This is a genomic window from Aurantimicrobium minutum (assembly GCF_002355535.1).
Taxonomy (GTDB): domain Bacteria; phylum Actinomycetota; class Actinomycetes; order Actinomycetales; family Microbacteriaceae; genus Aurantimicrobium; species Aurantimicrobium minutum.
The window spans coordinates 527,164-547,383 of sequence record NZ_AP017457.1 but is presented as its reverse complement, the minus strand read 5'-3'; the positions used below and the strand labels follow the sequence as shown (position 1 = coordinate 547,383).

The 20,220-nt window shown below is 49.5% G+C and carries 20 protein-coding genes; 3 read left to right on the top strand and 17 right to left on the bottom strand.

Annotated elements, in window-relative coordinates:
- Window positions 1-29: 29 nt before the first annotated feature.
- The 7 genes from AUMI_RS02710 to AUMI_RS02680 form a co-directional block, all read right to left on the bottom strand.
- Window positions 30-872 (bottom strand): shikimate dehydrogenase family protein, encoded by an 843-nt coding sequence (locus tag AUMI_RS02710; RefSeq protein ID WP_096381032.1) that lies wholly within the window; start codon window positions 870-872, stop codon window positions 30-32.
- 3 nt (window positions 873-875) lie between these two features.
- Entirely contained in the window at window positions 876-1,931 is a 1,056-nt protein-coding gene (mltG, locus tag AUMI_RS02705; protein ID WP_172418237.1) for an endolytic transglycosylase MltG, read from the bottom strand.
- Window positions 1,932-2,069: 138 nt separating this feature from the next.
- Window positions 2,070-2,534: a Holliday junction resolvase RuvX gene (gene ruvX, locus AUMI_RS02700; protein ID WP_096381027.1), complete on the bottom strand. Its 465-nt coding sequence runs from the start codon at window positions 2,532-2,534 to the stop codon at window positions 2,070-2,072.
- Window positions 2,534-5,194: an alanine--tRNA ligase gene (gene alaS, locus AUMI_RS02695; RefSeq protein ID WP_096381025.1), complete on the bottom strand. Its 2,661-nt coding sequence runs from the start codon at window positions 5,192-5,194 to the stop codon at window positions 2,534-2,536. The genes ruvX and alaS overlap by 1 nt, the downstream gene beginning before the upstream one ends.
- Window positions 5,195-5,196: 2 nt before the next feature.
- Window positions 5,197-5,385, bottom strand: a complete 189-nt coding sequence (locus AUMI_RS02690; protein ID WP_096381023.1) for a hypothetical protein — start codon at window positions 5,383-5,385, stop codon at window positions 5,197-5,199.
- 114 nt (window positions 5,386-5,499) lie between these two features.
- The gene (gene rpsD, locus AUMI_RS02685) at window positions 5,500-6,129 is read right to left on the bottom strand and encodes a 30S ribosomal protein S4 (RefSeq protein ID WP_096381021.1); all 630 of its coding nucleotides are present in this window, start codon (window positions 6,127-6,129) and stop codon (window positions 5,500-5,502) included.
- Window positions 6,130-6,281: 152 nt separating this feature from the next.
- On the bottom strand, window positions 6,282-7,634 hold the full coding sequence (locus tag AUMI_RS02680; RefSeq protein ID WP_096381019.1) for a replication-associated recombination protein A: 1,353 nt from the start codon (window positions 7,632-7,634) through the stop codon (window positions 6,282-6,284).
- 24 nt (window positions 7,635-7,658) lie between these two features.
- Between AUMI_RS02680 and AUMI_RS02675 the strand changes: the two genes are divergently transcribed.
- The 3 genes from AUMI_RS02675 (at window position 7,659) to AUMI_RS02665 (ending at window position 10,315) form a co-directional block, all read left to right on the top strand.
- Window positions 7,659-8,420: a peptidylprolyl isomerase gene (locus tag AUMI_RS02675; protein WP_096381017.1), complete on the top strand. Its 762-nt coding sequence runs from the start codon at window positions 7,659-7,661 to the stop codon at window positions 8,418-8,420.
- A gap of 76 nt (window positions 8,421-8,496) precedes the next feature.
- Window positions 8,497-9,720, top strand: coding sequence for a DUF349 domain-containing protein (locus AUMI_RS02670; protein WP_096381015.1), 1,224 nt, complete (start codon window positions 8,497-8,499; stop codon window positions 9,718-9,720).
- A 58-nt stretch (window positions 9,721-9,778) separates the two neighbouring features.
- Entirely contained in the window at window positions 9,779-10,315 is a 537-nt protein-coding gene (locus AUMI_RS02665) for a hypothetical protein (protein ID WP_096381012.1), read from the top strand.
- On the opposite strand, the gene AUMI_RS02660 is transcribed toward AUMI_RS02665, so the two are convergent.
- The 10 genes from AUMI_RS02660 to pdxS all read right to left on the bottom strand — a co-directional run bounded on the left by AUMI_RS02660 (window position 10,294) and on the right by pdxS (window position 20,204).
- Entirely contained in the window at window positions 10,294-12,543 is a 2,250-nt protein-coding gene (locus AUMI_RS02660) for a RelA/SpoT family protein (protein ID WP_096381009.1), read from the bottom strand. The two genes, AUMI_RS02665 and AUMI_RS02660, sit on opposite strands and share 22 nt — an antisense overlap.
- 43 nt (window positions 12,544-12,586) lie before the next feature.
- Entirely contained in the window at window positions 12,587-13,573 is a 987-nt protein-coding gene (gene secF / locus AUMI_RS02655; RefSeq protein WP_096381007.1) for a protein translocase subunit SecF, read from the bottom strand.
- Window positions 13,573-15,279 carry a protein translocase subunit SecD gene (gene secD / locus AUMI_RS02650; RefSeq protein ID WP_096381004.1) on the bottom strand — a complete coding sequence of 569 codons (1,707 nt, stop codon included), beginning with the start codon at window positions 15,277-15,279 and terminating at the stop codon, window positions 13,573-13,575. The genes secF and secD overlap by 1 nt, the downstream gene beginning before the upstream one ends.
- Window positions 15,279-15,671, bottom strand: coding sequence for a preprotein translocase subunit YajC (gene yajC / locus AUMI_RS02645; protein ID WP_096381002.1), 393 nt, complete (start codon window positions 15,669-15,671; stop codon window positions 15,279-15,281). Before yajC ends, secD begins: the two co-directional genes overlap by 1 nt.
- 64 nt (window positions 15,672-15,735) lie before the next feature.
- Window positions 15,736-16,746 (bottom strand): Holliday junction branch migration DNA helicase RuvB, encoded by a 1,011-nt coding sequence (ruvB, locus tag AUMI_RS02640; RefSeq protein ID WP_096380999.1) that lies wholly within the window; start codon window positions 16,744-16,746, stop codon window positions 15,736-15,738.
- A complete protein-coding gene (gene ruvA, locus AUMI_RS02635) occupies window positions 16,747-17,349 on the bottom strand; it encodes a Holliday junction branch migration protein RuvA (protein WP_096380996.1) in 603 nt (200 codons plus the stop codon).
- An 18-nt stretch (window positions 17,350-17,367) separates the two neighbouring features.
- Window positions 17,368-17,922 carry a crossover junction endodeoxyribonuclease RuvC gene (gene ruvC, locus AUMI_RS02630; protein WP_096380994.1) on the bottom strand — a complete coding sequence of 185 codons (555 nt, stop codon included), beginning with the start codon at window positions 17,920-17,922 and terminating at the stop codon, window positions 17,368-17,370.
- Window position 17,923: 1 nt separating this feature from the next.
- On the bottom strand, window positions 17,924-18,682 hold the full coding sequence (locus AUMI_RS02625; RefSeq protein ID WP_096380991.1) for a YebC/PmpR family DNA-binding transcriptional regulator: 759 nt from the start codon (window positions 18,680-18,682) through the stop codon (window positions 17,924-17,926).
- A 3-nt stretch (window positions 18,683-18,685) separates the two neighbouring features.
- Window positions 18,686-19,246, bottom strand: a complete 561-nt coding sequence (pdxT, locus tag AUMI_RS02620) for a pyridoxal 5'-phosphate synthase glutaminase subunit PdxT (protein ID WP_231951858.1) — start codon at window positions 19,244-19,246, stop codon at window positions 18,686-18,688.
- Window positions 19,247-19,301: 55 nt separating this feature from the next.
- On the bottom strand, window positions 19,302-20,204 hold the full coding sequence (gene pdxS, locus AUMI_RS02615; protein WP_096380987.1) for a pyridoxal 5'-phosphate synthase lyase subunit PdxS: 903 nt from the start codon (window positions 20,202-20,204) through the stop codon (window positions 19,302-19,304).
- Window positions 20,205-20,220: the final 16 nt, after the last annotated feature.

The window sequence follows — 20,220 nt, the reverse complement described above, 5'->3', positions numbered from 1 at the left end:
GAGAAGTATTGACCGACTTGTTCGTACCTTCAGAGTGAAACCGATTCGAACATTGCTCTTTTCACTGATTCTTCGTTTGGCAGCTTTTCGAAAGGATTGCCATGAACAAAAATCCTCACCTGAATCAATGCCTGGTGAGCAAGCATTCGAAGGCCGCTGATAACCTCTCCTCCTGAACTGGCCCATTCAGTACCACGTCGACTTGGCCATGGGCTGTAGGCCACATCCAGTAGCGCAGCATGTGGGGTACGGGAAAGGAGGTGAAGTGACTGCTCGATATCACCTGGCAATGTAGAAATGGCTAAATCAACAGGCGAAACATCCTCTATCTGCGATAACGGTGTTACCGAGACATTTACGCCTGCGCGTTGACCGACTTGCTCTAGATGGAAGGCTTTTTGCGGGTTGCGTGCAATGACGGAAACATGTTCAGCCCCCAATTCTGCAGCCGCTACAACAGCGGATGAGGCCGTTGCGCCACCTCCAATAACAGCAACGTGGCGGGCCGAAACGACCCCCACGTCATGACAGGCATTAACAATTCCAGAAACATCTGTATTGAAACCGTGTGTTGTGCATTGCCCAGAAGAGTGGTCGAAGAACAACGTATTCACGGACTGTGTCTGTTCAGAAATGAGATCAATGTCATCAGCTATTTCGAGCGCTGCTGTTTTATGCGGCATGGTAACCGATAGGCCCCTGAGCGTGTCATCGGTTGAATCAATAAACTTGCTCAATTCTCCGGGTTGAACATCAACTGCCAGGTACTTCCAGTCAAGACCAAGTTCCTGGTAAGCGGCTTGGTGAAGTACTGGTGAGAGTGAGTGACCAATTGGATGACCAACGACAGCCAGGGTCGTTATGGATGTCATGACTTATTTCACTGCATTCGGGTTGTCGCGACGCCATTGCAAGTATTGTTCGACAGCCGCATCGTGCTCAGCAGAAGTTTCTGAGAAGACTGTCTCTCCAGTGGTGAGATTCACGGTCACAAAGAACAACCAGGGACCATCCGCTGGACGATAGGCAGCGTCAATTGCAAGAGCCCCAGGGTTTGAAATTGGCCCAATGGGAAGACCGGGAAGAACCCGAGTGTTGTATGGGTTTGTTGTGTCATCCAGGGCTGCCTGTGTAATGTCAAGGCAAGCAATTCCGGTTAAGCCTGCTCCGTAGCAGGTCGTGACGTCTGAACCGAGAACTTCACCGATATCTAAACGGTTGTGGAACACCCTGGAAACTTTGTAAGCATCTCCCTCAATGGGGCCACTTTCTCGCTGAATGATGGAAGCGAGTCGGATAACATCCCATCGCTCTTCAACGGGCACACCAACTTCATCGAGAGTTGCAATTGCTTTATCTACCAGTGTGTGAAGTACAGTATCCGCCGTTACACCGGGGGAAAAAGTATAGGTAGCGGGGAATAGGAATCCTTCAAGGTTGGTTGCTTCCGCGGGAACATTAAAGTTTGACGGTGTAGCCCCTGCAGATTCAAAATCTGCGAGAGGAATTCCAAGCTCCTCTGAAAGAATTTTGTAGACGTTCTTCAGCGTTGTCCCCTCAGGGATTGTTGCTTTGAGCTCGACTCTGTTAGCTGGGTCTTGCAGAGCATCGAGTGCTGACTGTGCTGACATCTCTTTCTTGAGTTTGTAGACACCTGGAATGAAGACAATCTCTGGTTGTTCTAAAAGCAACGAGTAGAAAGCGTCGAAACTTTTGGTGACGCCAGCTTCGACGAGATTCGTGGCTATGGCATCGCCATATTCGCCTTCACTAATAGTAAAAAGGACTTCACCTTGGCCGCTACCGGTGTAGTCGTCCTGTTGGGAGCCTAAAATCCCAGCAGCAAACAAACCACCAATGACAGCACCAACTAGGGCAAATAATGCCAAAAAAGATCCAACAACAACAAAGATCTTCCTTGACTTATTCATTGATTGTCCTTCGGTTACGTGTTGTGGAAGTGGAACACCTTTATGTTTTCGGTGTCGTGGACTCATTCCAGAAGTTTTCTCTTCCACAATCCATCCCAACTTTGTAGCAATCTCTAATTTCGAGAGTACACAACCTTCTTAAGCTTGCTCTGGAAACTCGCTGAGAGCCTTACCAGCCAGTTGTCCCGTTGATCGTTCGGAATCCAGGGCTTGTTGCAAAATCAGAACCGCGGCAACTTGGTCGATAACAGGACGTGATTTTTTCTGATTTTTACCAACGGCTTTCATTGCCGAATGCGCAAATACAGTTGTCAATCTTTCGTCGATCAACCTAACTGGAATCTCGGTAACAGACGCTATTGCTCGAGCTACTTCAAGTGCGTCATTAGTCGATGCAGTGTGTTCTCCAGATAAAGAGAGGGGCAATCCAATAACTATCTCGAAAACCGAAATCTCTTCAAGAATCGTCGAGAGTCTGTGGAGGTAATCTGACGTTCTCTCGAGAGTTTCGTAGGGTGTTGCCAACAGGCCATCTTTGTCGCTACGAGCAATGCCTATCCGAACTGTGCCAACGTCTATTCCAAGACGCACACCTTCACGCATTAGAGAGATCGTAACTCCGCGAGAACAGCATCCAGAGCCGTCGGGAGCTGACCGGTATTGGCACCTCCGCCTTGAGCAAGGTCGTCTCTACCGCCGCCGCCGCCACCGAGAACACCGGCAGCCAATTTGGCTAAAGCGCCTGCTTTAGCACCTTTGTCACGTGCCGCTTCGGTAGTAGCAACGATGACAACAGGCTTGTCCTCAACTACTGCGCCAAGAGCAATTACGGTGTTAGTTGATTGAACTTTCTCGCGGACTCCAGTGACCAAATTGCGCAGATCATCCACTGAAGCAATCCCTGAGACACTCTCAACAATTGCCGTGACATTACCCGCGGGAGCGGCGGCATTGACCAGAGTGGGAATCTGTTCACGCACAGCTGCTGCCTCGAATTCAGCGATTTTGCGCTCTGCTGCTTTCAAGCTCGTCATTAGATCTGCAACACGAGTGATGACCTGATCGCGTGGCGCTTTGAGCGAAGAACTGAGTTCGTGCACGATTGCACGTTCAGCGGCGAGCGACTTGAAAGCGTCAGCGCCAACAAGTGCTTCTACACGGCGGTTGGATGATCCGACAGAGGATTCACTGATCAAGTTGATCAGCCCAACTTGTGAAGAGTGAGAAACATGGGTGCCAGCACACAACTCCCGTGACCATGGGCCGCCGATGTCCACCATGCGCACGGTTTCACCGTATTTTTCACCAAAGAGGGCCATGGCGCCCATCTTTTTGGCTTCGTCTAAGGCCATTTCTCGAGTAACGACGTCGTAATCTGCCAAAATTGCGTTGTTTGCAATCTCTTCGATTTCTGTCTTCGTTTCAGAAGACAATGCATCGTTCCAGGAGAAGTCAAAGCGCATGTATCCAGCTTTATTCAGCGACCCCGCCTGGTGAGCTGTTTCTCCAAGTACTTCGCGAAGAGCAGCGTGGACAAGGTGGGTTGCCGAGTGAGCAGCAGCAGCTGCAGCACGGTAGTTCTTGTCGACAACAGTAGTTGCCGCGGCACCAGCATTGACCTGGCCGCTCCGAACTTCAACGGTGTGAGAAACGAGTCCCTTGACCGGCTTCTGAACGTCGATAACTTCAAGATCGAAACCGTCACCAATTATGGAACCTGCGTCAGAAACCTGACCGCCAGATTCTGCATAGAGAGAGGTTGCGCCAACAATTACTTCGACAACATCGCCAGCGGTTGCGCTCTGGACAGGCAGGCCATCCTTCAGGAGACCCAAGATGCTAGTTTCTGTTTCTAGATCGGTGTAACCGGTGAAGACAGTCTCGCCCTTTGCCCGCAGGTCGGTGTAGATCGACAGGTCTGCAAGGATCGACTTCTTTGCTTTCGCGTCCGCTTTAGCTCGTGTTCGCTGATCAAGCATAAGTTTGTCAAAAGCGGCGCGGTCAACACTCAAACCTGCTTCTTCCGCCATTTCGAGAGTGAGGTCAATGGGGAAACCAAAAGTGTCGTGTAGGAGGAACGCAGTATCGCCAGCAAGTGCTTTAGCGCCTGACTTCTTGGTCTCAGAAACTGCCGTATCCAAAATGGTTGTTCCCGAAGCTAGGGTCTTGAGGAATGTTTCTTCTTCACCATAGGCAATTTGAGAAATTCGAGCGTATTCACTCTCAACATCTGGATATGCAGCCTTCATGGCATCACGTGATGCTGTGAACAACTCTGGGAAGGTTGCTGCGTCCACACCCAGCAAACGCATGGCTCGAACGGAACGACGCAGCAGACGGCGCAAAATATAGCCGCGACCTTCGTTGGATGCTTGAACACCATCAGCCATAAGCATCAAGGCTGAGCGGACGTGGTCGGCTACAACGCGCAAACGAACGTCGTTTTCTTGATTGGCACCATAGGTGACACCTGCAAGCTCTGCAGCACGGTCAAGCACAGGCCGAACCTGATCAATTTCATAAAGGTTTTCAACACCCTGCTTGAGGAAAGCAACTCGCTCAAGCCCCATGCCGGTGTCAATGTTCTTATTGGGAAGCTCACCTAAGATTTCAAACTCGGTTTTACTGGTTCCTTCGCCACGCAAGTACTGCATGAATACAAGATTCCAGATTTCGATGTAGCGATCTTCATCGGCAACTGGACCTCCCTCGATTCCGTAGGCAGGACCACGGTCAAAGTAAATTTCTGAACATGGTCCCGCTGGACCAGGTTGACCAGTGGACCAATAGTTGTCTTCCTTGCCACGTCGTTGAATGCGTTCATCTGGCAGACCAGCGGTCTTCTTCCAAAAACCGATGGCTTCATCATCATCTTCGTAGACAGTTACCCAGAGGTCTTTCTCCGCAAAACCAAGTCCACCATCAGCTTCAGAGGTTGTCAGGAGCTCCCATGCATATTCAATGGCTTGCTCTTTGAAGTAGTCGCCAAACGAGAAGTTACCGTTCATTTGGAAGAAAGTACCGTGGCGAGTGGTTTTCCCGACCTCTTCAATGTCCAGAGTACGTATGCACTTCTGAACACTTGTTGCGCGTGGGTATGGAGGTGGAACAACTCCCGAAAGATACGGAATAAACGGAACCATTCCCGCAACGGTAAAAAGAAGGGTGGGATCGTCGCTCACGAGGGATGCTGAAGGCACAACAGTGTGACCACGGGCAGCAAAAAAATCAAGCCATCTCTGGCGAATCTCAGCAGTCTGCATGATTAGTTGTTGCGGTTTGCGCGAAGTTCAGCTTCACGCTCTTTGTAGCCGTCGACGAGAGCATCGGTGAAGTCACGAGTTTTTGCATCAAGATTGGCAAAGAAGGCCCTGCCCTGCTCTGTTTCGTTCACCTTGTGGGCAACGATAAAGCCAGCAACTAAGCCGATAATGAGCCAAAAAATTTGCTTCATGATTTCTCCAGAGAACGTACGGAAATGCTCAAACTTAGTCTATGCGAGCAAGGGTCGAGAGTTAAACGCAGAAGGGTGTTGATCCAAAGACCAACACCCTTCGAGAAGGTTTGTTTAGCGGGCTGCGTAGTACTCAACAACCAACTGAACGTCACAGGTGACAGGAACTTCTGCACGCTTGGGGCGACGCACCAAAGTTGCGTGAAGTTTGTCGAGTTCAACCTCGAGGTATGCGGGCACGGGAGGAAGAACCTCAGCGTGTCCACCAGCTGCTGCAACCTGCAGTGGCTCTAGGACCTCAGAGCGTGGCTTGACGTGGATGAGCTGCCCAGGCTTTACGCGGAAAGATGGGCGGTCCACCAGCTGACCGTCAACGAGAATGTGACGGTGCACAACGAGTTGACGAGCCTGAGCGGTGGTACGTGCAAAACCTGCACGCAAAACGAGTGCGTCAAGACGCATTTCGAGAAGCTCAACCAGGTTTTCACCGGTCAGACCCTGGGTCTTGCGAGCTTCCTGGAAGACGTTGCGAAGCTGAGCTTCACGGATACCGTACTGAGCGCGTAGACGCTGCTTCTCACGCAGACGAACTGCGTAGTCAGAGTCTGCCTTGCGCTTGGTGCGGCCGTGCTCACCTGGGGCGTAGGGACGCTTTTCCAGGTACTTTGCTGCCTTAGGGGTCAGTGCGATGCCGAGGGCACGCGAAAGACGAGTTTTGCTACGGGTACGTGACTTAGTAGACACAATTTCCTTTTCGATTGAACAAACAAAATGAACACACCAATAAATGGCGAAAATCGAGGGATTTGTCACGGTGCCCGGCTACAGGGCAATCCAGTTCTTTCGCTACTGTGTTGCAGCCGCGCTACACAGTCGAAATAGACGTGTAAACAATATCACGAGTTTTTAGTCGAAGGAGAATCCCGCCTGGTGATTGCTCGGAGTTTTTCCAGACGAGCACGAATATCCCGTTCACTGCCGTGTTCAGTGGGGTCATAGTAAATACGACCCTTCAACGAATCTGGCAGGTATTGCTGCTGTACGACTCCAAGAGGATTGTCATGAGGATACAGATATCCCTTTCCGTGACCAAGCTTCTTCGCTCCTGAATAGTGAGAATCACGCAGATGAATGGGGACAACACCTGTTTTCCCGGCCTTGACGTCACTCAGAGCAGCATCGATAGCCAGGTATGCAGCATTTGATTTAGGCGCAGTTGCTAAATACACCGTTGCTTCGGCTAGGGGAATACGGCCTTCCGGCATTCCGATGAAAGCCACGGCCTCTGCAGCCGCTGTGGCGACACTCAGTGCATGAGGATCCGCTAAACCGATGTCTTCTGAAGCAGATATGACAAGCCGACGAGCAATAAATCTTGGGTCCTCCCCCGCTGCAATCATACGAGCCAGGTAATGAATAGCTGCGTCAGGGTCTGATCCACGAATTGACTTAATGAATGCGCTGATGACGTCGTAATGTTCATCACCATTGCGGTCATATCTCAACAGAGCACTGTCGACAGCAGCTGCTACATGTTCGGCGGAAATGTTGAGTTGTTTCGACTTCTTTTTGGACGTTTGCTGAGCGATAGAAGCCGCCGCTTCTAAAGAAGTGAGCACACGACGTGCATCCCCCGAAGCAAAACGAATTATCGCCTGGGATGCATCTTCTTCGAGAAGAAATTCGTTATTGAGTCCATAAGGTTCGGTCAGTGCTCGCTCAATCAAAGAAACTAAAGCGTCATCGGTCAACGGTTCAAGACGAAGAAGCAAAGAACGCGAGAGTAATGGTGTCACAACACTAAAAGAGGGGTTCTCTGTCGTAGCAGCAATAAGGGTAACCCAGCCGTTTTCAACTCCAGGGAGTAGGGCATCTTGTTGCGCTTTGCTGAAGCGATGAATCTCATCAAGAAAGAGAAGAGTTCTCACCCCATAGAGATCTCGTTGATTTTGCGCCTCGTCCATTACTGAACGGACATCCTTAACACCGGCGGTAACTGCCGAGAGTTCAACACAGCGCCTGTCAGAGGATGCGGCAATGGCGTGAGCCAGAGAAGTCTTCCCCGTACCGGGGGGACCCCACAGAATAACTGATACTGAACTAGTAGAACCAGGTTGCGCTAAAGCATGGAGCGGGGACCCTGCTGTCAAAAGTTTTTCTTGACCTGCAATCTCACCCAAGTTTCGTGGTCTCATCCGAACCGCAAGAGGAGCGGTGTTTCCGCCGAGTGTCGATTCGCCTTGAGCCATAATCACAGATTAGCGTTGAGACCTATGGCACAGAAGAATGACAACCGCGTATCTAAAGATGTCCTGAGCAGAGCAAAAACTTATGAAGAACGTAAAGCGGCTCACGAAAAGGCACTTCACAAGAAAAGACGCATTCAGAGGACTGCAGTCTGGTCTTCTGCAGTCGTTGTTGCCCTCGCATTGGGAATTGGGATCTTCTCTGCAGTTTTCACAACTCTGAACCCAGCTCCTGTTCCAACCGCAACAGAGACAGGAGTTTCTGCACCTGATCCCGCGTTGAGCGAAAATCGCACATGGACAGGTTCGATGAATGTAGCTGGTGTACCTATCACTTTTGAACTCGATGGGGCCGCATCGCCTCAGGCAGTTGCTAGCACCGTTTCCCTTGTGAACAGTGGCTTCTATGAAGGAATTAGTTGCCACCGACTCACAACCGAAGGCATTTACGTGCTTCAATGTGGAGACCCTAACGGGGACGGTTCTGGCGGACCAGGCTACAGCTACGGGCCTGTAGAGAATGCTCCAACAGATGATTTATATCCCGCCGGAACAATTGCAATGGCTCGACAGGGTGGCAACGGATCTTCGATGGGGAGCCAATTCTTTATCGTGTATCAAGACAGCATTATCCCCAGCGATGAAGCCGGCGGATACACCGTGATTGGCCGAATTACTTCCGGACTTCCTGAACTCATCACAACAGTGACAAGTCAAGGAACAGATAATGGTGGTACTGACGGGAAACCAAAGGTTCCTGTGACCATCACTTCAATATCTGTTCAGTAACCACAATGTTGAAACGTGACTCAGTGCCATAGGCTTGAAGCTCACGTTATTCATTCACAACTTGAGGTAGAAAAATATGTCTGAAAAGACACAAGCACGCGTTGATTCTGAAGGCAATGTTTTTGTTGTTGAGGGTTCCAACGAACGGCTGATTGGTCAATATCCAGATGTATCTGCCGAAGAGGCAATCGCCTACTTTGAACGTAAGTTCAATGACACAAATTCTGCACTCGTCCTCCTCGAGCAGCGTGCGAAAAATGGAGCATCAGCCTCTGAAATTGCCGAAAGTATTTCTAAAATTTCTGAACAAATTGACGCACGGGCAGGAATTGGGAACTACGACGCATTGGCTGAACGTGCCAACAAACTCTCAGCTTCCCTCGTTGAACTTTCTGCTGCTGAAAAAGAAAAGCAAGTCGAGGCTCTCGAGAAGGCTAAGGCCGACCGTGAAGCTATCGTCTCCGAAATGGAAAAGCTAGCAGCTATCGATCCCCAAAAAATTCAATGGAAACAAACAACCAAAAAGGTTGATGATCTATTTGCCCAGTGGCAGACTGCACAAAAATCTGGTCCTCGCCTCAACAAGAGCGAAGCAAATGAACTCTGGAAGCGCTTCCGTGATGCTCGCCACAAACTCGACCAGCACCGTCGTGCATTCTTCGCTGAACTGGATGCGAAGAACAAAGGAGCAAAATCCGCTAAGGAAGAACTCATTTCACAAGCTGAGGCACTTGTTTCTGACGGCAAGGGAAATGTTGCTGCTTACCGAGATTTGCTGGATAAATGGAAACTGGCCCCTCGTGCTGGCAAAAAGATAGATGACGCACTCTGGTCACGATTCAAGGCCGCAGGAGATGCCATCTATGTTGCAAAGAAGTCAGCTGATGAGGCGGAGGACGAATCTTTCGCTGGCAACCTTGAGGTCAAACTAGCTTTACTCGTTGAAGCCGAACGTCTTCTCACTGCTACCGATCGCGTAGAGGCTCGCTCAAAACTCAATGCGATTCAGAAAAAGTGGGATGCAGCAGGGAAAGTGCCTCGCGCACAATTCAAGAGCACAGAAGACCGTATGCGGAAAGTCGAACAAGTAGTTCGCGCTTTGGAAGACAACCACTGGAATGCTTCCAATCCTGAAAAAATTGCTCGATCTGAAGGTCTTGCCGGACAAATTCAAGACAAAATCGCAACTCTTGAGACAGAGCTTGTATCTGCAAAAAACGAAAAGAACACTGCGAAAATTGCCGACTTGGAAGCAGCAATCAAGACTCAAAAAGAGTGGCTCGCTGTTTTATCTCAATAGTTTCCACAATTTACATTTTTTCTCGTCATAGTTGTGAGGATTAAACAACAATGTGCGAATGGAACTTGCTGTAAACACATTCGATTATTCGCCTGCTGAACTTTCCAGCTTCAGGCTTGATGGAGAAATTCTTAGTGATTTTCTCGTTGATAGCTCACTGAGTTGGCTGGAAAAGAGTCAGAGTGTGTTAGCTCAGGAAACTGTCCCTATGGTTCTGACCAGTTTTGCAGCGTCATGGGCACTGGGGGTTGGAAAAAAACCTCACCGCCCCACTGCAACGGCGGTTGCACCGCGCAGGTTACGCGAAGCGCAGAATGGCGAGATTTGTATTGAAGAACGAACTTTAGCCTCACACCACATCTGGATTGAGGGACATTGTGGAGTTACAACACCACTTCGAACTATTTCAGACTTACTGCGTTGTCCGGTTGAAAACTGGTTCCGCAGCAAAAGACTCGTATCTGAGCTCATCACGGTTTATCAATTGTCTTTAGAAGATATTGAGATTTTTATACATGAAAGAGGGATCATTCCGCATAAACAAGTTGCACTCTCTAGAACACGCGAGATCTTTTATCCCTCGGATACGCGATAAACATCATAAACAGCATCAATGCGTCGAACAGCGTTCAAGACGCGATCAAGATGCGTAACGTCGCTCATTTCAAAAACAAAACGGCTCAACGCTAAACGATCTTGAGACGTGCTAACCGTCGCAGAAAGAATGTTGACATGATGCTCTGAAAGCACACGCGTCACATCTGAGAGCAATCCGGAACGGTCCAAAGCCTCGATTTGAATTTGAACAAGAAATACGCTCTTTGACGAAGGTGACCATTCAACCTCAATCATGCGTTCAGGCTCGTTGAGCATGTTCTGCACATTGTGGCAACTGGTTTGATGAACAGAAACCCCCTGGCCACGTGTAACAAAACCAGAAATCGCATCTCCAGGAACTGGAGTGCAGCACTTGGCAAGTTTGACCAAAATATCTGGCGCACCCCTTACCAAAACTCCAGAGTCGCTGTGCAGAAGCGGTTTAGAAGGCCCTCGTGTGGGGAAAACAAATTCGACTTCTTCTGTGTCTCCATCTTCATGGATGCTCGAAAGAATCTTTTCAATCACAGATTGAGTTGAAACGTGACCTTCTCCAACAGCTGCATAGAGCATCGAGACATCTTCATAGCGAAGAGTGCTGGCTACTTCTGCCAGAGAATCTTGTGTCATGAGCTTCTGCAGCGGAAGGTTTTGTTTACGCATTGCGCGCGCAATGGCATCCTTGCCTTGCTCTATTGCTTCATCACGGCGTTCCTTTGTGAACCACTGTTTAATCTTGTTGCGTGTACGAGTACTCTGAACAAAGTTCAACCAGTCTTTACTCGGCCCTGCATCTGGGTTCTTTGAGGTAAGAATTTCGATCACATCGCCGCTAGAAAGCTTGCTCTCAAGCGGAACGAGTCGGCCGTTCACTTTGGCGCCCATCGTCCTGTGGCCAATTTCCGTGTGCACGGCATAGGCAAAGTCGATAGGTGTTGCACCTGAAGGAAGCCCGATCACACGGCCTTTAGGCGTGAAGACATAAACCTCTTTGGCGCCAATTTCAAAGCGGAGAGAATCGAGGAACTCCCCCGGGTCCTCAGTTTCTGCTTGCCAGTCTGAAATGTGTGCAAGCCAAGCCATATCTGTGTCTTGAACAGAGAGCTTGTCAACACTCTTTCCAGTGGCCATTCGGTCTTTGTACATCCAGTGTGCGGCTACACCGAACTCAGCACGATGGTGCATTTCAGGTGTACGAATCTGAATCTCCACTGGACGACCCTTGGGACCCATGACAGTGGTGTGCAGGGATTGGTACAGATTGAATTTAGGAGTAGCGATGTAATCCTTGAAACGACCAGGAATAGGATTCCACCTGGCGTGAATGGAACCCAAGATTCCATAACAGTCGCGAACACTATTGACGATTACTCTGATGCCAACAAGGTCATAAATCTCATCAAATTCGCGACCACGAAGCACCATCTTTTGATAAATCGAGTAAAACTGCTTTGGCCGTCCCTTGACTTCACCACGGATACGAGCAGCCTTGAGGTCTTGTTCAACGTCCCTGATTACAGACTGTACAAAAGACTCTCTTTCGGGAGTTCTTTGAGCGACAAGATTTTCAATTTCTTGGTAGATCTTGGGGTGCAGCACTGCAAATGACAGATCCTCGAGTTCCCACTTCAGTGTTTGGATACCCAAACGGTGAGCAAGTGGGGTATAAATCTCGAGTGTTTCTCGAGCTTTACGCTGGGCCGATTCAACAGGCATGAATCCCCATGTACGGGCATTGTGAAGACGGTCTGCCAACTTGATGACAAGAACGCGGATGTCTTTGGACATCGCCACAATCATTTTGCGAACTGTCTCTGCTTGAGCGCTGTCACCGTATTTCACTTTGTCGAGCTTTGTAACCCCATCGACCAACATGGCAACTTCAGCACCAAATTGTTCCCGGCACTGTTCAAGGGTGTAGTCCGTGTCTTCAACAGTGTCATGCAGCAACGCAGCAATAACTGTTTTGGGCCCTATTCCTAATTCAGCAAGAATCTGGGCAACAGCGACAGGATGGGTGATGTAGGGCTCACCAGATCGACGTTTTTGGCCATCGTGAGCTTGATAAGCGACTTGGTATGCTTCCTCAAGTTGGAGAAGATCAGCACGTGGGTGGTGTTGCTTTACAGTTTTGACGAGCCGTTCAAAACCACCTGTGGGCTGTGCTTTACTAAAAATTCGAGGCACAAGGCGACGCAGTGATACTGAACTAGTTGTATCAACCATGGCGCCTCCCTGAAGTTTCTATTATCTCGGGAAAACCTGAGAACTATGCTGAAGTTTTGGACTGTTCAGCAAGAACCTTCTTGTCATACTTTTTGATTGCTGGCTCATTTTGACGCATCTGAACATACAGTGGCGTCGCCAGGAAGATTGTGGAGTAGGTTCCTACAAAAATACCAATCAACAAGGCTAGAGAAATATCACGGAGGGTTCCAGCACCGAGAACAAAGGCGCCGATGAAAAGAATCGCTGCTACAGGCAATGCTGCGACGACAGAGGTATTGATGGAACGAACCAAAGTTTGATTGACAGCAAGATTCACTTGGTTAGCAAACGTCAATGAAGCTTCTTTGGTTGAGCCTTGAGTGTTTTCGCGAATCTTGTCGAAGACAACTACGGTGTCATAAAGGGAATAGCCCAAAATGGTCAAAAGACCAATCACTGCACCAGGCGTTACTTCAAATCCGGTGATGCCGTAAATTCCCGCAGTAATCACCAAGTCATGAAGAAGAGCGACAATAGCGACAAAGGACATCTTCCAGGTACGGAAATACAGCGCCATCACAAGAGACGCAAGTACTAGGAAGACAAGAAGACCGCGAATAGCTTGGGTCGTAATGTCAGAGCCCCAACTTGCCCCAATGTAGGAGCTGGTGACATTACTAATTGGTACAGCGTAAGCGTCCGCCAAATTGACCCGAATTTCACGGTTCTGTTCAGCAGTGAGCTGTTCAGTCTGCACACGAATAGAGGAATCGCCCAATGTGGAAACCTTGGGAACCATGTTGGGTTCGACTTCTTGGACAGCCTGAGTTGCTTTCGTTTGCGACATATCTGTCACATCAGAAACAACAAATTCGCTACCACCGGTGAATTCAATGCCGAAGTTGAAGCCACCCTTGAGAATGGGGCCGATGATGCTGACCAGGATCAGAACAGAAGAAATGGTGTACCAAATCTTACGCTTGCCAACAATGTTGAATGAACGTTCCCCTGTGTAGAGGTCATTACCGAATTGAGTAAAACTAGCCATTAGTTCTCCTCCTTCGTTTCAGAGGATTGTTGCGCTTTACGCTCGGCAATTGTCTGACGCTTCAGTGCTTCTTTTGAGGACTTTGCGAGCTTTTCTGAAGAGACACGTTGTGCGGGTGCAAATTGTGCACGTCCACGATAGGTGGCGCCTAAAGCTTGCGGGTTCAAACCTGAGAAGGTACTTCCCCCGTTGAAAAATCGAGTTTGTCCCATGAGTTGAAGCATAGGGTGGGTGAAGAGGGCAACTACGAAGAGGTCGACGATAGTAGTAAGTCCCAAAGTCAGGGCAAAGCCACGGACGTTTCCTACAGCAAGGATGAACAGCACTAATGCAGCGAGGAAGTTGACTGTATCGCTGGCAATGATGGTTCTAAATGCACGTTTCCAACCAGCTTCGATTGCAGATTCAAGACCTCGGCCGTCACGGAGTTCGTCGCGAATTCTCTCGAAGTAGACAATAAACGAGTCAGCGGTAATACCAATGGCAACAATAAGACCTGCAACACCAGCAAGAGAGAGGCGGTAGCCTTCACGCCACGACAAAATTGTGACAAGAAGGTAAGTCAACAGTGCTGCTACTGCAAGTGAAGCAACAGTTACCAAACCTAGAGCTCGGTATTGGATCAATGAATAGAGGACCACAAGAATAAGTCCGATAGCCCCAGCTAATAGGCCGCTCATCAACTGAGTTGAACCTAAGGTTGCTGAAATTGTTTCGGAAGATTGAACCTGGAAACCAATCGGTAGTGCGCCGTATTTCAGCTGGTCTGCAAGAGTTTTCGAGCTCTCTTGAGTGAAGCCGCCAGTAATTTGAGCATTTCCAGTAGTGATGGCTGCGTTCGTTGACGGAGCGGTAAGGACGCGACCGTCAAGAACAATGGCGAACTGGTTTTGAGAACCGGTCAGTGCGTTCAATCGAGTTGTGACATCACCGAAAGCTTTCGTACCTGCCTCGTTGAAAGAGAGATCAACAGCCCACTGGCCAGTGCTTGCTCCGGTCGATGACGTAACCATACCTGCGGAAGCATCAGCAATATCAGCACCGGAAACTTCAACCGGCCCCAATAAATACTTCACCGTGTTGGTGAAGTCACAGGTAATCAATGGCTGGTCTTCTGGAGCAGTACTCGCGGCCTGAATATTTTCGTCCGTGCACTCAAACTGCTCATACTGCGCCTGAAGAGCTGGGGTTATCCAGTTCAGATCGCTTCCGTTGGAGGGTGCAACTGCAGGAACCGAGGAGAGATTCGGGTCAATCGGTCCTTGAGGAACGGGGGTAGCGGTTCCATCTGCTCCAACAACTGAAGTTGTCGGTGCGCCGGCGATTAGTACTGCGCGGAAATCGAGCTTTGCTGAGGCTTCAATACGAGCCAAGGTTGCGTCATCAGGTTGTCCAGGAATTGAAACAACAATGTTTTGATTTCCCTGAGTATTGATTTCCGCCTCAGATACACCCGCGGAGTCAACTCGTTGGCGAATGATGGCAACTGCCTGTGCCATTTGTTCTTCTGATACCTTCTGGCCGTTTTCGAGTTTGGGAGCAAGAACAATCTGGGTACCACCCTCAAGATCGAGAGCTAACTTAGGGGTCCATGAGCCCCCGCCCCAGATAACACCAGCAGCATTAATTCCGACCAAGCCGGCAATCAGGACAAGAAGCCACGTAAGGGAACGAAGCGCCTTACGCGTAGTTTGGGAACGCGCCATTACTTTTTGTTTTTAGGCTTACGCTCACCAAATTGAGGATCAATTTCGAGAGCACCAGCTTCTGCCTCTGGGTCCAGAGCAAGTTTGGAGATGTCAGCGCCAATCGATTCACCAGCAGTTGGAGCGGCAGCAGCGTTTTCAACAACACGTGCAATCGCTTGGCGGTGAAGTTTAAGAGTGTTCTTGGGAGAAGTCTCGAGAACAACAATGTTCTCTGCGTCATCAATGGACTTAATGGTTCCGTAAACGCCAAAAGTGGTCATCACGTGCGCCCCGGGAACCACGGTCTTCTGAAGCTCTTCAGCAGCTTTCTTACGCTTTTGTCCATTGCGGAACATGAAGAAAACCAAAACGGCCAATACAGCCATCATGAAAAGTGTCATGGGATCCATGAGAAAGTCCTTAGGGAATCAAAACCAATGCAGATACATCTCTAACGAGTATAGGTCACAGAAGCTACGGGTTAATTGAGGGAGGAGTCAGGCCTAAATGTGCCCATCCTTGTGATGTTGCAATGCGCCCACGATGGGTGCGACTCATAAGCCCTTCTCGGATAAGAAATGGCTCGACTGTGGCCTCAATCGTTTCTGACTCTTCACCGATAGAAATTGCCAGAGAGTTCACACCCACCGGTCCCCCATTGAAGCGTTCAACAAGTGCAGAAAGCACGGAGCGGTCTAGACGATCAAGTCCGCGTTCATCTACGTCATAGAGAGCTAAGGCAAGTTCTACAGCGTGTGCAGCATCTTCACTTGAGTGAACTGTCATGTAGTCACGAACACGACGTAAAAGTCGATTGGCGATTCGTGGTGTTCCCCGGCTTCGACGTGCAATTTCGAGAAGAGCTGAATCTGGAATGTTGATGGATAAGAGTTGGGCTGAGCGTGAGAGAACAGTCTTGAGTTCTTCGACTTCATAAAACTCCAGATGAGCAGTAAACCCAAAACGGTCCCTGAGTGGACTCGCTAGAAGTCCAGTTCTCGTTGTCGCACCTACAAGCGTAAAAGGGGGTAAGTCAAGAGGAATGGAGGAAGCACCCACCCCTTTACCGACCATGATGTCAATGCGAAAATCTTCCATGGCGAGATACAGCATTTCTTCAGCAGATCGTGCCATGCGGTGTATTTCATCAATGAACAGAACTTCACCAGGAACAAGCGAGGAAAGCAGTGCTGCTAAGTCGCCTGCATGGCTAATGGCGGGGCCACTAGACATGCGAAGTGATCGACCAGATTCATGCGCAACAATCATAGCCAGCGTTGTTTTTCCTAGACCAGGTGGGCCTGATAACAAGATGTGGTCTGGTGTTCGAGAATCCATCTCGGCAGCTTTAAGGAGCAACCCCAGTTGACTAACAACTTTGTGTTGTCCAACAAATTCAGTTAATGATTGAGGGCGTAGCGCCCCTTCAAAATCTCGTTCACTGTCGTTGAGTGGTTCCCCAGAAGTCACAGCGTCGCCAGACATTTACTTTTTCCCAGCCAAGAGTGCCAGGGCTTCTTTGAGGAGAACAGAAGAAGCTGTTCGGTCTACAGAAGTGGCAGACAGGGTTTGTAGAGCCTCTTGGGCTATTTTTTCATTCCAGCCCAGACCAACCAAAGCATTGAGAACAACTGTTTCCGCTTCAGTAGATGGATGAGGCGAGGCGGAAGCGTGGGAAGAATGTGCCAACGAACTGATCTTGCCTGCTAACTGAACAATAATCAGTTTTGCTGTTTTGGGACCAATCCCAGGAACTTTTTTGAACGCCGCATCATTCTCATCAACAACAGCAGCCAATATTTCTGCTGGTGAGATCTCAGAAAGAATCGCCAAAGCAGAACGTGGTCCTACACCTGAGACAGAAAGTAATACTTCAAAAATTTCTGTACTTTCAGGAGATTCAAATCCAAAAAGGGTCATCGAGTCTTCACGAACCACAAGTGAGGTGAAGAAGACATTTCTCTCCCCCACTGACAAAGTTCTCTTGTGTTCCGAGGTGATGTGTACGAGATAGCCGACACCGTTGACATCAACGATGCAGGTTTGGTCTCGCACAGCCGCAACTGTGCCACTGAGAGAGGCAATCACGTACTCAGCTTAGAGCGGTTATCCTCGTTTTTTGGCCTGACGCTCCGCCTCACGCCAACGTTGCTGAGCAGGAGTGAGTGCTCCCTGAGGGACAGTCAGTGACGCACCACGCCACGCGTTACAAATTGCCAAAGCCAGGGCATCTGTGGCGTCGGGAAGAAGTTTGCCTTCTGGTAAAACCAAAAGCCTCCCAACCATCGATGCGACCTGAACCTTGTTAGCTCGGCCGGTTCCTGTGATCGAAGCTTTTACTTCACTAGGAGTGTGAAGATCTACCGGAATCCCCCTCTGTGCCGCTTCAAGAAAAGCCACAGCGCTGGCTTGAGCAGTTCCCATTACTGTCCGGAGGTTGTGTTGTGCGAAAACCCGTTCAACAGCAATACGTTGGGGTTCATACTTTTCGATGAGCTGCGCCAATTCCGTTTGTAAGAGAAGTAGGCGCACTGGTAGCTCAAGTTGTTTATCAGTGGTCAGCACTGAAACATGAACCAGAGATACTGAACGATCAGCTTTCGCATCAATAACACCCACGCCACAACGGGTGAGCCCCGGATCAACTCCGAGAATTCGCAAGTTAGTCCTGCTCTAATTCTGCAAGAACAGATTCGCTCAAATCGAAATTACTGAAAACATTTTGAACATCATCAGAGTCTTCGAGGGCATCAATGAGCTTAAACACTTTTCGTGCCGTGTCAGCATCAATTTCAACTTCGAGATTGGGGACAAACTCTGCATCAGCAGAGTCATAATCGATGTTGGCAGCCTGTAATGCTTCACGCACCGCAACGAGGTCTTGAGGCTCAGAAATGATTTCAAATGATCCGTTGTGACTAGATACATCCTCGGCACCGGCATCGAGTACTGCAGCAAGGATGGTGTCTTCATCTACTCCAGCCTGCGCTGAAACTCTGATCACGCCTTTACGGCTGAAGTTATAGGCGACAGAACCAGGGTCTGCCATGTTGCCGCCATTGCGACTCATTGCAGTGCGAACCTCAGCCGCGGCACGGTTTTTGTTATCCGTCAGACATTCAATGAGTAGGGCTACACCATTAGGACCGTAGCCTTCATACATGATGGTGGTGTACTCAACTGAGTCACCAGTTAGGCCCGCACCACGCTTGATAGCGCGGTCAATGTTGTCGTTAGGAACGCTTGTTTTTTTAGCTTTCTGAACTGCATCAACAAGGGTTGGGTTTCCAGAAAGATCAGCGCCACCAAGTTTTGCTGCAACTTCAATGTTTTTGATGAGCTTTGCAAACGACTTTGCGCGACGCGCATCAATAACAGCTTTTTTGTGCTTAGTGGTGGCCCACTTGGAATGTCCAGACATGCCTTAAATCTTAGCTTTCTTCTTTTCAACGTACTGAGCTACGCGCCCAAGGAAATACTCATGAACACGAGTATCACCGTTTACTTCAGGATGGAATGAAATTCCTAACAAGTTTCCCTGTTCGACTGCGACGATTCGACCATCTTGAAGTTGTGAAATGACTCGGACTCCATCCCCAACACGTTCAACAATTGGAGCACGAATAAAAGTGGCAGGAATGAGATCTTCCGAAACTCCCGGCATAGGCAGATCAACCTCAAAGGAATCTATCTGTGTGCCAAAAGCGTTACGGCGAACATCAACATGAAGTCCGCCTAGAGATTCTTGCTCAATGATGGCATCGACAATGTTGTCTGCCATCATGATCAAACCAGCGCACGTTCCAAAAACAGGAAGGCCATCAGCTATTGCTGTCCGTAGCGGCTGCTGCATCCCAAATTGACGAACCAGTTTGTCCATCACACTGGATTCACCACCAGGAATAACAAGTGCATCTACCGAAGAAAGCTCCTCCGGCCGACGAACTTTGACGACCTGGGCGCCCAATGCAGAAAGCACCTGCATATGCTCGCGGACATCACCTTGGAAGGCGAGAACTCCTATTCGGAGATGGGAATACTTACCAGCCACGTTCAGCGAGTCGATGTGGAGCAGGAATGTCTGCGACATTGATGCCGACCATGGCTTCACCCAAGCCACGTGAGGTTTCCACAATCACCTTGGGGTCATCGTAGAAAGCCGCAGCCTTGACAATTGCCTTAGCGCGAGCAGCTGGGTCACCCGACTTGAAAATTCCAGAGCCGACAAAGACACCATCGGCACCAAGCTGAAGCATCATTGCTGCGTCAGCGGGGGTAGCGACACCACCTGCGGTAAATAGTGGAACAGGCAGTTTACCCGTGGAAGCAACCTCAACGACGAGGTCATAGGGTGCCTGAAGTTCCTTAGCAGCAACATAGAGCTCATCCTTGGCCAAAGAAGACAGCCAGCGGAGCTCAGCATTGATTTTGCGAATGTGCTTGGTGGCCTCGGAAACGTCACCAGTTCCGGCTTCACCCTTGGAACGAATCATTGCGGCACCTTCGTTAACACGACGAAGAGCTTCGCCCAGGTTAGTCGCACCACAGACGAAAGGAACGTCAAAAGCCCACTTGTCAATGTGGTTGACGTAGTCAGCAGGACTGAGTACTTCAGACTCGTCAATGAAGTCAACATTGAGCTCTGCAAGAACTTGCGCCTCAACAAAGTGACCGATGCGTGCTTTGGCCATGACCGGAATGCTGACAGCAGCCTGGATACCTTCGATAAGGTCAGGATCACTCATGCGTGCTACGCCGCCCTGAGCGCGAATGTCAGCTGGAACACGTTCGAGAGCCATCACCGCAATAGCTCCAGCATCTTCGGCGATGCGAGCCTGTTCAGCGGTGACTACGTCCATGATGACGCCACCCTTGAGCTGTTCTGCAAGTCCACGCTTGACGCGGTTGCTACCAGTAAGTGGAGTGTTGTTCTTTTCAGTCATTTTTCGCTTCTCTTTA